This is a genomic window from Arcticibacterium sp., from assembly GCF_055134445.1.
On record NZ_JBSRVI010000116.1, the window covers coordinates 1 to 13,840 of the forward strand.

Here is a 13,840-nt window from a genome sequence, read left to right on the forward strand (position 1 = left end):
TACATCATCATCACACCGGTCATTGTGCCGGATACCATTACCATTTCGGTGGCTCCTGGAGATACCAGTCTTAGCTTATGCCCTACTGCAGACCAAATTGGTGCAGTAACGTCAGTCGTGATTGAGGAATGTGCAGGTGCACCGGTTCAAGGAACTTATACCGCAGATGCGAATGGCTGTCTGGTTTATACCGCTAACCTGTCGGGCAATGGGGTAGACAAGCTCTGTGTCATTGGAGTGGATGCCGAAGGAAATAGAGATACGACCTTCTATATCATTAATGTACCATCTAAGCCAACGTACCCTGATACGGTCATCATTACACCACCATGTACTACTTGTCCGCCGCCGCCAATTTGTGCGACAGCTGATGATATTGTAGTGGATAGTACAACGACTTATAGCATGTGTAGTGTCATTCCTTCTAATCAAGGTACAGCTGTTTTGGATGCTAATAACTGTATGGTCTTTACACCTAACGGAATGAATTCGGATACCATAAGAACTTGTATTGTGGCTTGTACCAATGGGGTTTGTGATACCACGTACATCATCATCACTCCGGTCATTGTGCCGGATACCATAACAGTTACGGTTATGCCTGGAGATACCAGTCTTAGCTTATGCCCTACTGCAGACCAGATTGGTGCAGTAACATCCGTCGTGATAAATGATTGTGATGGACCTGTTACTCAAGGAACTTATACTGCAGACGTGAATGGCTGTCTGGTTTATACCGCTAACCTTTCGGGGAATGGGGTAGACAAGCTCTGTGTCATTGGCGTGGATGCCGAAGGAAATAGAGATACGACCTTCTATATCATTAATGTGCCATCTAAGCCTACGTACCCTGATACGGTCATCATTACGCCGCCATGTACTACTTGTCCGCCGCCGCCAATTTGTGCGACAGCTGATGATATTGTAGTGGATAGTACGACCACATATAGCATGTGTAGCGTCATTCCTGCTAATCAAGGAACAGCTGTTTTGGATGCTAATAACTGTATGGTGTTTACACCTAACGGAATGAATTCGGATACTACAAGAACTTGTATTGTCGCTTGTACCAATGGGGTTTGTGATACCACGTACATCATCATCACTCCGGTCATTGTGCCTGATACCATAACAGTTACGGTTATGCCTGGAGATACCAGTCTTAGCTTATGCCCTACTGCAGACCAGATTGGTGCAGTAACGTCTGTGGCCATTGAGGAATGTGCAGGTGCTCCGGCTCAAGGAACTTATACTGCAGATGCGAATGGCTGTCTGGTTTATACCGCTAACCTGTCGGGCAATGGGGTAGACAAGCTCTGTGTCATTGGCGTTGATGCCGAAGGAAATAGAGATACGACCTTCTATATCATTAATGTGCCGCCTGTAGATGTTGAATTAACCAATACTACGGATGCTAATTGTCAGCAAGCCATTGGAAGTATTGTCACTTACGAAGTCACTGTCAAAAGAAAAGATGCTCAAAGTCAAATTGTGTATTTAACCGTTCAAGATAGTCTTACTTCTAACTTAGAATTAATTATGGCTACCCCTACCATCGGTACATACGATAGTATTACCCATGAATGGACGGGTATAGTGTTAGGGAAAGGTGAATTCGCAGTATTGACCATTCAGGCAAAAGTGATTAGTTCAGAAGGAGGATTTGCATGTAATACGGCTTGGGTGAATTATATGGATAAAGCAGACATTGACTCATCACCAGAAAACATGAGTTTGGAAGAAGATGACATCGCTAAAGCTTGTGTCAGCATTCCAATTGAACTCTGCAAAGACGCGGGTGAAACTATCGAATTAAAAGCTCCAACCGGTTATGCGAGTTATCAGTGGTACAAAAATGATGTGCCTATTCAAGGTGCTACTTTACCAACTTATACGGCAAGTGATGGAGGTTCTTATAAAGTAGATGTTAACGTTCTGAATGGTTGTGGATTCAACGGATGCTGCCCAATTATCATTACTGAAACCTGTAAGTGTCCTGCAGAGGAAATATGTATTCCATTTACCTTTAAAAAAATAAAATAGCTCATTAGTATCAAAAGGGAGACCGTCGAAAGAAGGTTTCCCCTTTTTAAAGCTTGACCTCAGCACACGCCATCAATATATTTAGCATACAGAAGTGTGCTAGGAGGTGCTTTTTTCAAGATACCCTAGTCTTGTAAATTGTTAACAGAAGGTGTAACAAAACATCCCTTCATAACATTTAAAACCATACTTGATAAAGACAGGTTGGATACCAACTTATATTCATCCATATATAAGCATCGTGTACTCATCATGATATTAGCATCTCAAAATCACCAAATCCAAAACTCAACATTATCAAATCTCAAACATTTGAGACCATATCATTGAAAAATTGACTTAATATTAACACTTCTCAGATACCCAATTAACATCTAGGTTAAAGTAGAAAATCACCTTTGCGGAGAATTTCAAAATAATTCTTAACACCTAAAATGTTTTTAATATGAGAAGAAAATCTCTACTCAAAGCTTTATTTGGCAGTGCTTTAATGCCAATCATCGGTTTGATGTGCCTGAGCCTCGGAGCCATGGCACAGCTAAACCTTAGCGGTGTGGTAAAAGATGCCACAGGAGAAAGCCTACCTGGCGTCAGCGTCATTATTAAAGGTTCGTTAATCGGAACAACCACAGATATGGAAGGTGCCTATAAAATCAGCGTTCCTACTTCCAAGTCTATCGTGGTGTTTTCTTCTATTGGTTTTATGCCGCAAGAAGTTATCGTAGGAAACCAATCTATCTTAAATGTAAATTTAACTGCCGACACCAAGTCGTTAAACGAAGTGGTGGTAACGGCATTGGGTATCAAAAAAGACGCTAGGAGAATTGGCGTAGCTATCCAAACGGTAGACGGAGCCTCTACGGTTAAAGCCCGTGAGCCAAATGCCATTAATGCATTAGCAGGTAAAGTAGCCGGTTTGACCATTGGTGCTCAAACCGAATTATTAAGAAAACCGAACATCTCATTAAGAGGAAACGCCGATGTTCTTTTTGTGGTAGACGGTGTACCTGTAAATTCTGATACATGGAATGTAAACCCAGACGACATAGAAACGTACTCTGTACTAAAAGGGGCTTCTGCCGCGGCACTTTATGGTTTTAGAGGAAAAAACGGAGCGATTTTAATTACAACCAAACGTGGCTCTTCAGACAAAAGAGGCTTCCAGGTAGACTTCAACAGCTCTACCATGATTGACAAAGGCTTTATAGCTATTCCAAAAGTACAAGATATGTACGGACCAGGTGACCACGGAAACTACGCTTTTGTAGACGGAAAAGGGGGCGGACTAAACGACGGCGACTATGACGGTGGCTGGGGACCAAAATTTGACGGTCAGCCTATTTCACAATACGACTCCCCAATTGATCCCGTCACAGGAGACAGAATCCCAACCCCATATATCGCTCGTGGTAAAGATAACTTGAAGCGTTTCTTGGAAGCAGGTATTTTAAGCACAAACAACCTTTCTGTTTCCTCTAGCGGCGAAAAACACAACATCCGCTTGTCAGGTTCTAATACGTTCCAAAAAGGATTGTTGCCAAACACGAAATTGGACATTGTCAATTTCAACATGACCACGGATTACACTTTCTCAGAAAAATTGAAATTTTCTTCTGGCTTACAGTTTAACCGTCAAAACAGTCCAAACTTCCCAGACATCAATTATGGACCAAACTCTATTATCTATAACATGATTTTTTGGGGTGCGGCAGACTGGGATGTAGACGACATGAGAGATTACTGGCAAGAAGGTAAAGAGGGAATTCAGCAAGTCTATGCGGAGTATCAACGTTATAACAACCCATATTTTATGAGTTATGAGTGGCTCAGAAGTCACCATAAAACTGATATCATGGGACAGGCATCTATGACTTATGAGCTTACGCCTAATCTAGATGTAATGCTGCGTACGCAAGTCACCACCTGGGACTTATTACGTACAGAAAAAATGCCATACTCAGCGGGTTCTTACGGTCGTGAAGAACGACGTGGAGATTACAGAGAAGACAGAAGAAACCTTTTCGAAAACAACACCGACTTATTAATCAAGTTTGACAAAGACATTACACCCGCAATCAATGCTAAAATTTGGGCTGGAGGAAACATCAGAACCTTCTCTTACAGCTCTGATTATGCTTCTACAGATTACCTCAACGTACCGGGTTTATATAACTTCGCTAACTCTTCAAACCCAGTAAAAGCATTCAATTTTAACTCGGCCATGAAAGTATATTCAGGCTACTACTCCGCTGATTTTTCTTTGAAGAATTATGTAACATTATCAACCACAGGTCGCGTAGATCAGCTTTCTACGCTTCCTCAAGGAAACAACACGTTCTTCTACCCTTCTGTGGCATTGGCTACTTCATTAACAGATTATCTGCCATTGCCTAGTTTTATTAGCTATGCCAAATTGAGAGGTTCTTATGCCAACGTAAAAGACGGTTTGACTAAATCATCTATTGGAGCTATTCCATCTGTAAGCGACAGCAATCCACTTGGATATGGAGACCAATACTTCGCTCCTTATGATGGCCCTACATATCAAAACTCGGCAGTTTACGCTATCTTGACCACATTCAATAATCAGCCGTCCGCAGCATTTACCAACTCCTTAAACAACCCAGAACTTCAGCCAAGTTCTACTTCTCAAACAGAGATTGGTTTAGACTTGAAATTCTTGGGTAACGGATTAGCTTTTGATGCCACATACTTCATTTCTAATGAGGGGCCAAAAATCTTCAACCTTCCAGTATCTAGTACTTCTGGCTATTCTACGGCATTAGTTAATGGTATCAAAACCCAGAAAAAAGGTTTAGAATTCTCATTGACAGGGACACCTATCAAAAAACTAAATGGCTTTACTTGGGATATTTTGGCTAACTGGTCGACTTATAAAGAGACTTTGACAGAGATTTACCCAGGTGTAGAAAGCTTAAACACTTTCTTAAAAGTAGGCGACAGAATGGATAAATTTTACGGTCGTGCTTTTGTACGTACACCAGAAGGAGAAATCATTAATGATGCCAGTGGTAGACCCATTTACGCTCCAGTGTCACAATATTTAGGAAATACAAATCCTGATTTCGTTTTTGGTATTAATAACAGATTCAACTACAAAAACATCAGCTTAAGCTTCCAGTTTGATGGTAGAATAGGAGGTGTAATTACCAACTACGCTCAAAAACAAACGTTCCGTGGTGGTCGTCATATTGCTACGGTGGAAGGTGAAATGGGCGAAGCTCGTTACCAAGATTACTTAGGCGTTAAATCTTACGTAGGTGAAGGTGTTCAGGTGGCAAACGGTGCCGAAATCAATTTTGATGCAGATGGGAAAGTAACCAACTATTCAGAATTAAGCTATACGCCAAATACCACAGAGCAGTATTTGCAAGACTGGGTAAGCCGCTATTATAATACGGATGAAGGAAACTTGATGAGCCGTTCTTTCGGAATGCTTCGTGAGGCTGTCATCGGCTATTCTTTACCACAAGAATGGCTTGGGAAAAAAGTACAAAATGTAAGTATCTCATTGGTAGGTAGAAACCTACTTTACTTTGCAGAAAAGAAAGACATTGACCTAAACCAATACATAGGTGGTGGCTCTTCTGATGTTCAAACACCCTCTACAAGAAGATATGGTGTAAACGTAAACTTCACTTTCTAATTGACTGATTTTAAAAGATATAACATCATGAAATATATACAATTAAGCATCCTGTTTCTGAGCTTTTTTATGCTCACTAGCTGCGGTAGTGATTTTGCAGAACTAGAAAAAGACCCAAACAGACCCGTAAACGTACCGGCAGCCTTAGTGCTGAAAGAGGTACAATATCAGATGTACAATTCCACGGGGCGTCCGTTTAGTGCAGAAATGCGTTGGAACCAGTTCTTCTGTTCCAACTATAACTATTACGCTACCAACGAGTATACTTGGACAGAAATGCCAAACCATTTTTATACGCTTAAAAACGTAACCAAAATGGAAGAAGAAGCACTTAACGCAGGAGCTAAAGCCGTTAATCCATACTCGGCGACAGCTAAATTTTTAAAGGCATTTTACTATGACCAAATGACCAAACGTGTGGGTGATTTGCCATTGACAGGTGCTCTTCAAGGTGGAGAAAACTTTGAGCCTTCCTATGATTCTCAGAAAGACATTTACCTACAAATTTTAAAATGGTTAGACGAAGCAAACACAGAAATGGCTTCGCTCATAGCCGAGGGTGATAATGAGTTAACCGGCGACATCTATTTTGACGGTGACTTAAGACAATGGCAAAAAGTAGTTAACGCTTTTCAATTAAGAGTTTTGACTACACTAAGCAAGAAAGAAACTGATGCCGATTTAAACATCAAAGCGAGATTTGCAGCCATTCTCTCTAACCCTACAAAGTATCCTTTACTAAACGGGATGAGTGATAATCTTCAGTTTACAAGCAATCAGTTTAACAAATACCCGTCAAATCCAGATAACTTTGGTTTTGACGCTACACGCCAAAACATGGCTGCTACATATGTGGAAGGCCTAAAAGTGCGTAAAGATCCACGTCTTTTTGTGACCACTGAGCCAGCAGGTTCACAAATAAAAGCGGGTAAGCAGCCAAACGATTTCTCTGCTTATTTAGGGGCCAACTCTGGTGAAGACCTTGCAGATATGTCTTTTAAGGCAGGTATAGATAATGAGGGTTTTGCTCCAGGTTCATACTCTTTCCAAAACAGAAACAGATACTACACAAACTATGTGGGTGAGGCCACTTTTATAGTAGGCTATCCTGAAATGTGCTTTAATATTGCCGAAGGTATTCATAGAGCTTGGACCTCCACCGGCTCAGCAGATTCTTGGTACAAAAAAGGTGTAGAAGCTTCTTTTCAGTTTTATGGCATTAGCTCTGGCACAAACACTTTCACGTATTCTTTAAATGGTGGTAGAAACTCCTCGGACTTTGCCAAATACGACTATGATTTTGAATTACAAGACTACCTGGCTCAGCCAAACGTAAAATACACAGCGGATGCCAAAGGATTGGAACAAATCATTACACAGAAATACTTGGCTTTTTTCATGAATTCTGGTATGGAAGGGTATTTCAACTGGCGTAGAACGGGATTTCCTACTTTTTTAACAGGTGTAGGTACAGGAAACTCTGGAAGAATAGCAGTAAGATGGCAGTATCCATACTCTGAAAGAACAACCAACACATCCAACTATAAAACGGCTATTGATAGCCAGTTTTCTGGAAAAGATGACATCAACGAAGCAATCTGGTTGATGAAATAAACAAAGCATTTTTATAAAGAAAATGGTGAAGTGTAAAGGCCTGTCCCAAAGGGACAGGTTTTTCTTTTGAACCCATGTTAAGTATGTCTAATTCTAAGAATAACGGCTTAAATCATGGAGCATAAGCAGCTACCCTCCCCTCCAAAATTTAAAACTTTGGTTTATACCCAAAGCTATTTTCTATAATCATTACAGAACCATCCTTTTCTGATTATCTGCAGAAAGAAAATTTGTCAGCAAAAACATTTTTTGGACTTCATTAAAATGGCGTACCTTGTTTTCAATACCTTGAGACTAGCCATGTTTTCTATGAAGAATCAATTTAAAGAAATGAGAAAAGTGCCTATACTTTTCCTCTTATTTAACCTCTTTTCATTCGGCTTAAACGCCCAGCAAAAAACCGAAGATATTTATCAAATACCCAATCTTGCATCCCTCCCGATAGATACCGCATTGGTAAAATTAGGCGATGCCATTAATCAGATGAAAGGTAAAACTGATATCAAAATAAAAGAAGACTTGTGGCTTACTTTAAAACGAGCAAAAGCTGCTAAAAAGCCTCTATTGATTGCCAAAACCTATAAAGAACTGGCCAATTGGCATTACCTAAGCATTACTTCTGAAAACAAAGACTCTATCTATTATTATGACAATCAGGCACTACAATTCTTTTTACAAACAGACGATAAAGAACTGATTAGCAAAGCTTATAAAACGGTAGGTTTTGATTTGGACTTTATGCAGAAATACGCCGAAGCTGAAGTTCAATTTTTCAAAGGCTTAGAAGTGGCTCAGTCGATTAGTTACCAAAAAGGTATAAATTCTATTCATGCATCTTTAAGTAATCTATACGCCAACACCAAAGATTTTGAATCTGCCCTAAAATACAGTGAAATGGTGGTGGCCGCCTATGAAAAAGAGGAAAACACGCATCCGCTGATTAGGGCACTGCTTGGCTCCAGTAACATTTATATTAAAATTGGACAGCCAGAAAAAGCACTAAAAGCTGTCAATAAAGCCTTAGCACTAGTTACTCAATTACCAGAAGAATATCAAAACTCAGAAACCTTAAATGTTAGAGCATGGCGTGCACAAGCCTACCGTGCTTTGAAGCAATTTGACGAGGCCTTGATAGACTTTAAATACTCCTGGAAAGGGATGCAAGAATTGTATGGTCCAGAAGCTGCAAATGGCTGGAAAGGTGGTATAGGGAGTGTCTATTATTTGCAAAGGAAATATGCTGAAGCTATTCCCTATTTAAAAGACTATGTGGAGCACTTTAAGGATAAGAAAGTCTATAATTCTGAAGAATTGAAAGACCACTACATCTGGTTGGCAGAATCATATAGGGCACTCAATAAGTCAGATTTAGCTTTCAAATATTTGGCTGCGGGCAAAGACATCTCCATCAATGCTTTGCAACAAGAAACCGAGGCCCTAAAAACCGAACTAAGAGTAAAATACGAAATAGAACAAAAAAATGAGACCATTTCGTCACAGTCTGAATTAATTAAGCAGCAGCAAAAAAACCAATTGTTAAGCTATATCGTTGGGGGCATGATGATTTTACTTTTGAGCGGTTTATTTTTTGCTTATCATAAAAACAAGAAGAAGAACCTCCAACTTGAAGAGCTAAATGAAAACTTAAAAGTCACTAATATTCAATTAGATAAACGTCACAAAGAAAACGAGCTCTTATTAAAGGAGATTCACCACCGAGTAAAAAACAACCTTGAAATAGTATCGAGCCTTTTAGAACTGCAATCATCTCAAATAGACGACCCTTCTGTGCAAGCCGCCATGCTTTCTAGTCAAAACAGGGTGCATTCTATGGGAATAATTCATCAAAAACTTTATCAAAGTGAACACCTCACCTCCATAGAAATGCGTGATTATTTCGTGAATTTGGGGGAGAATATCATGAACTCTTTTAGTACGGATGGTAAAGTAAAAATAGAATGTGACATGCCCGAACTAGTGCTAGATGTGGATACCGCCATTTCCGTTGGGCTTATTGCCAACGAATTGCTCACAAATGCCCTTAAGTACGCTTTTGTAGGAAAAGATAATGGCAAAATTGAAATTACCATGAAATCTAATGGCCCTAATGACGACAACCTAGAATTAAATATAACGGATGACGGAATTGGAAAAACTACTGACAGTCCTACAAAAGGTACGGGCTTTGGCACCATGCTGATAGACCTCCTCACCAAACAATTAAATGGCACCATCTCCTATGAAAATAAAAATGGAACTAAGGTTTCATTGATTTTCAACAAAACCAGAAACCATGCCTGATAAACCCGATGGCTTATATCAGCATGCTTCTCTCTGGCGGGATAAGATTGTGTACACTAATTTCTTAACCGCTAGCACGCCAGTTTTACCCTTAGAATTTGCTGAGGTAATCCGTCTAGAGCAATTAGAAGCGAAGCTCTCTAACTTTCCTATTCTTAACTAAATTATCTATAAATTAACATCTTAAGCCTTAATCCTAGAATCAAGGATGCACACAGCCCCTAAAAAAACCGTGCCAATTAAATAAAAAAACGTGTAAAAAGAACGATGGAGGCAAGCATCAGATGAATATAAAAGTAACTAGACAATACTTAAAGATGTTCTTTAAAAAGACAATGCTTGTCAGCTTTGTTGCTATTCTTTTAACCCTATTTCAAGCGGTAAATAGCAAATCATTTGCCAATAAAGCCGAAGTCCCTTATTTAGAATCGTCGCTGACGAAAGAAGGTCTTTTAGCATTAAATTATCGAAATGCTTGGTTATATCACCCAGGAGACGATCTAGGCTGGTCGGCGTTGGATATAGATGATTCTGACTGGCATCTGATTTACCCTATAGGTCTAAAAGCCGAAGCTATGCCAGATAGCATTTGGTCGGGTTATGGCTGGTGGAGGTTTAAGTTTACCACAGACACTCAAATTAGGAATCAAATTCGAAGGCTGTATTTTTCAACTTGGGGAGCTGCTGACGTATTTTTAGATGGTGAGCTATTGCATTCTTATGGTAATTTTTCAAGAAACGCAGCATTAGAAGTATCGCATATTCCTAATTATGTGGCGGATAAAAATATGAAGATCATTGGAGATGGTGTTCATGTTTTAGCTATCCGATTTTCCAATCATCAGGCTAAAAGGAATCAAAGGCTACTCAGAAAGTTTTCTTCAAATCTGGGTTTTTATGTTGGTATGGCCACGGAAGTCAGAGGTGCTAATTCTGATAGTCGTCGTGCCAATAGCATGGCCACTCTTTCGGTAATAGCGGTGGTACTTATTATTTTGTTGGTCTTACACCTTTTACTGTACTTGAAATTTAAAGGTGGCAGAGCCAGTTTGATAATTTCGCTCATCACTGTGTTATTTCTAATAGCCGCTATTTCTGCACATATCCTGCTTTTTCTTAGCCTAAATAGCTTTTGGGACGCCGTAATTGGTAATATCATAAATTCTGTTGCTTTTGGGGCGGGATTCTCTTTGCTGCCCTATACGCTAACTCTATTATTTGGCATTAAGAAGTACGACTGGGTCAAGCATCTCATTTGGCTCTTACCGATACGCACCGCAAATTATTTTGTCCCTTTTATGCCTTTTATTGTTTTTGATGCTGTCAGCATTTTTCTGGTTATCACCCTCATGTTGATAGTGATGTTTAAAGCCACGCACAAAAAACAAGGGGGTGTACATTATGCCACCTTTGGTGCTATTGGCACAGCCACTTTTTTACTAGTGAATAGACTCCAAAGTGCCGAAATTATCTTACTCTCGAATTCATTAATTTATCTGGATCTGATATTGCTTTATATAAGTTTTCCGCTCGGGATTTATATCTATATCACCAATCAGTTTGGTAGTCTTTATAATTCTATGGAAAAGGAGGTTGGAAAACGAACCATAGACCTCAATTTGTCTATTCAAAATTTGGAATTTACTCAGGAAGCTTTGGGCAAAAAGAACCAAGATAATGAGCTGCTTTTAAAGGAAATACACCATAGAGTAAAAAACAACCTAGAGATTGTCTCTAGTCTTTTAGAACTTCAGTCCTCACAAATAGACGACCCTTCTATTCAGGAGGCCATGCTTTTAAGTCAAAACAGAGTTCGCTCTATGGGAATAATTCACCAAAAGCTGTATCAAGGAGAGCATTTAGCATCAATAGAGATGAGAGATTATTTTGTGAATTTGGGTCAGAATATGATTAATTCCTTTAATTTTCAGAACCGAATAAGTATTGAGTGCGATATGCCTCCAATGTTATTGGATATAGATACGGCTATTCCTGTAGGATTGATAGTCAATGAGTTATTAACCAATGCTTTTAAATATGCTTTTGAAGGAAAAGAAAAAGGCCTGATAAAGATTAGCTTAAGAACGTATACCGAAGAGCAATTAGAGTTGATAGTCGCAGACAATGGAAACGGCATAAAAGAAGATATCCCTTCTAACGGCACAGGATTTGGCGGTACCCTTATCCAGCTTTTGACCAAGCAGCTAGAAGGAACTATTGATTATCAGATAAATGAAGGGACACGTATTTCTTTGATTTTTGAAAAAAAGAAGCTTAAAATATGAGTAATCTTATTAAAATACTGGTCGTTGAGGATGAAATGATTATAGCCGCCAAAATCTCTATGCAGCTCAGCAAATTGGGTTATGAGGTTACTGGTATTTTGTCTAGAGGAGAGGAGGTTTTACTACATATAGAGCAGAACAATCCCGATATCATTATAATGGATATCAATCTTAAAGGAGAGCTTGATGGTATAGAAACCGCGGATATTGTTCAAAAAAATTATAATGTGGCGGTTATTTATCTAACCGCCAATACCGATGCCGGTACTTTTGGAAGGGCTAAATTGACTCGTCCGCATGCCTTTATGTCTAAGCCTTTTAATATTTTGGATCTTCAAAGATCAATAGAACTTACTGTAGAAAGGATAAACGAAAGTGCCTTTAACCACCTAGAACCTAAAACCACTTCAAACAATATATTCCTTCCAGAAAACGAACCAGACTATCTGAGCGACCGCATTTTTGTGAAGCATAAGGATAAAATGGTAAAACTGTTTATTGCAGATATTTTATACATAAGTGCCGAACGGGCGTATTGTCAAATATTTACTAAAAGCAGTCAATATATACTTTCTGTCCCTCTCAAAAATGTAGAAGAGAAATTACCAACAAGCCATTTCATGAGAATCCATCGCTCTTATCTGATAAACATATTAGAAATTGACGAGGTGGCAGAAAACTACGTTTTTATAAATGATCAGGCCATTCCTATAGGGCAAAGTTCCAAAGAAGACCTAATGAAAAGGCTTCATAAAGTTTAGGATTAATGTTTTAGTACTAATCTATATTATCGCCGGAAACTAAATCCATGCTTTCGGAAACCTAGCTTGGCTGTTGGGAAATAAGTGCTTGATTATAAGATATTTTTAAGGCTATTTCAATCTGTATTATCAGAGCATTCTCACTTTATAGCCATGAAAAACACAGTACACTTAGGTTCACGAAGGTTTGCACATCCAGATCAGATTCTAAATCTAGAAGCTAGAGATAATTATACTTTTATACGTTTTGCAGATGGAAGCGACTTATTGTCGTCTACCACGCTCGGGGTGATTGAAAAACGCCTATCGGAGTTTAATTTTTTTCGAGTAAACAGAGCTACGCTAGTGAATCTTGACTACCTCAATTTCTTCACCATTTATTATGGTAGCCGGAGTCTTCATCATTCAAAAAGAAATACTTCAATACAAGTTTCTCTTTCACGTCGCCGTCTGGCGGCTTTTGAAGCTTGTATGGAGTCATAAAGAAAACTATAACAGAGACCTAGAATTCTCCAATTTCAAAACCTTACTACGGCTAAAAGCGGGAGTAACTTTTTGGCAAGGATAGGAGGTTGTGTTAATTAATAATAGATAAAAGTTCAACTATGAAAACTATAAAAAAGTGTATTCCAGGTTTAAGTATAATCTTTCTTTTAACTATTCTGAGCTGCCGTACAGAACCCTCCGTGGAATATTTGGAATTAAAAACAGCCAGCATGAGGTTGTCTAAAGACTTAGGGATGTATGAGTCTGTCTGGGACGACATAGTCAATAACTCAAACATTGACGGCATTAATGAAACCAGTTTTGATAAGAGTATTACACTTATCAGTACACCTGAGAATATTGTGGGCATTGAAGCCTTTAAAGCTTATTATAATAATTACCTCACGGGTTTTTCTAATGTCAGTTTTACCATAGTGGATGCTTTTGGGCAGGGAAATAAAATTGTAAAACACTGGAATTTCAAGGGAACACATACGGGAGACTTTTTCGGGATTCCAGCTACTGGGAAAACGGTAGATATAGACGGAGTAACCTTAGTTAAAATGAAAGATGGTAAGATAGCTCAGGAGCAAGATTTTCTGGATAACCTGGAGTTTATGCAGCAGCTAGGATTGGTGGAAAGATAAAGGTGTATTGGCTGAAACCAGATTTCGTTTGAGCGA

General features: G+C 39.1%; 9 protein-coding genes. All 9 read left to right on the forward strand.

The window, feature by feature from the left end; all coding sequences use genetic code 11:
* A partial coding sequence (locus tag ACTBZY_RS15050) for a hypothetical protein (RefSeq protein ID WP_463047167.1) occupies positions 1 to 2,043 on the forward strand: 2,043 nt, incomplete at its 5' end.
* 445 nt (positions 2,044 to 2,488) lie between these two features.
* Positions 2,489 to 5,710, forward strand: a complete 3,222-nt coding sequence (locus tag ACTBZY_RS15055) for a SusC/RagA family TonB-linked outer membrane protein (RefSeq protein ID WP_463047168.1) — start codon at positions 2,489 to 2,491, stop codon at positions 5,708 to 5,710.
* Between the two features lie 27 nt (positions 5,711 to 5,737).
* Positions 5,738 to 7,324 (forward strand): SusD/RagB family nutrient-binding outer membrane lipoprotein, encoded by a 1,587-nt coding sequence (locus ACTBZY_RS15060; protein WP_463047169.1) that lies wholly within the window; start codon positions 5,738 to 5,740, stop codon positions 7,322 to 7,324.
* Between the two features lie 264 nt (positions 7,325 to 7,588).
* Positions 7,589 to 9,625: a tetratricopeptide repeat-containing sensor histidine kinase gene (locus ACTBZY_RS15065; protein WP_463047170.1), complete on the forward strand. Its 2,037-nt coding sequence runs from the start codon at positions 7,589 to 7,591 to the stop codon at positions 9,623 to 9,625.
* Entirely contained in the window at positions 9,618 to 9,788 is a 171-nt protein-coding gene (locus ACTBZY_RS15070; protein WP_463047171.1) for a hypothetical protein, read from the forward strand. The genes ACTBZY_RS15065 and ACTBZY_RS15070 overlap by 8 nt, the downstream gene beginning before the upstream one ends.
* Positions 9,789 to 9,960: 172 nt before the next feature.
* Positions 9,961 to 11,910: a sensor histidine kinase gene (locus ACTBZY_RS15075; protein ID WP_463047172.1), complete on the forward strand. Its 1,950-nt coding sequence runs from the start codon at positions 9,961 to 9,963 to the stop codon at positions 11,908 to 11,910.
* Positions 11,907 to 12,671 (forward strand): LytTR family transcriptional regulator DNA-binding domain-containing protein, encoded by a 765-nt coding sequence (locus ACTBZY_RS15080; protein WP_463047173.1) that lies wholly within the window; start codon positions 11,907 to 11,909, stop codon positions 12,669 to 12,671. Before ACTBZY_RS15075 ends, ACTBZY_RS15080 begins: the two co-directional genes overlap by 4 nt.
* Positions 12,672 to 12,824: 153 nt before the next feature.
* Positions 12,825 to 13,154 (forward strand): LytTR family DNA-binding domain-containing protein, encoded by a 330-nt coding sequence (locus tag ACTBZY_RS15085; protein ID WP_463047174.1) that lies wholly within the window; start codon positions 12,825 to 12,827, stop codon positions 13,152 to 13,154.
* A 122-nt stretch (positions 13,155 to 13,276) separates the two neighbouring features.
* Positions 13,277 to 13,804: an ester cyclase gene (locus tag ACTBZY_RS15090; protein ID WP_463047175.1), complete on the forward strand. Its 528-nt coding sequence runs from the start codon at positions 13,277 to 13,279 to the stop codon at positions 13,802 to 13,804.
* Positions 13,805 to 13,840: the final 36 nt, after the last annotated feature.